Below are 720 nucleotides of genomic sequence, written 5' to 3' on the forward strand. Positions count from 1 at the left end.
AGACCACCGCTGCCAAGTACGAGAAGGCCGGCCTGGGCAAGGGCAACGGCAACAAGCTCGGTTCCCCCGAGACCACGCCGCTGACCGAGGCCGAGTGGACCAAGCTCAAGGCCGAGGGCACGCTGGGCACCCTCAGCAAGAAGGGCGAGCCCTTCTCGGTCACCCGCTACTACGTCCAGCAGTGGATCAAGCCGGGCTCGGACGTCCAGTACTTCAAGAAGATCTACGTCGTGCTCGAGGGCGGGATCAAGGACGTCGGTCGCCTCGGTGACAACGTGGGCGGCCAGGGCTTCGCCTGGAACCAGAAGACCGGCCAGAAGGTGTTCGTGTTCGGCTACCCGGCCGACGCCCACCCCGACGGCCACAAGGCCTACACCGGTGTCACGCCGAAGTGGTGCTACGGCACCACCACCGGCAAGACCTACACCCACGCCGCGACCAAGGTCGAGGAGCACGTCGGCCTCAAGTGCGCGATGACCCCGGGCGCCGACGGCTCCCCGTGGCTCATCAAGTACAGCAACGCCAAGCGTCTCGGCTACGTCAACGGTGTCACCAGCCTCTTCGGTGACCAGGACAAGAACGACCGCTACGACCTCAGCACCTCGGCGTACTTCGACGGCGAGACCGCCGCGATCTACAACAAGGCTGCGGCCGTGTGGTCCGGCTCGTTCGTCAAGTAAGACCGACGAACACCCGAACCGGCAGGGGTCCACACCCTGA

At 65.6% G+C, this 720-nt stretch carries 1 protein-coding gene; it reads left to right on the forward strand.

Annotated features, from left to right (window positions below; all coding sequences use genetic code 11):
* Positions 1 to 680 (forward strand): trypsin-like serine peptidase (locus IEZ06_RS35925; protein WP_505853228.1); only part of this gene is annotated, 680 nt, incomplete at its 5' end.
* Positions 681 to 720: the final 40 nt, after the last annotated feature.

The organism is Planomonospora antibiotica (assembly GCF_014647955.1).
Taxonomy (GTDB): Bacteria; Actinomycetota; Actinomycetes; order Streptosporangiales; family Streptosporangiaceae; genus Planomonospora; species Planomonospora parontospora.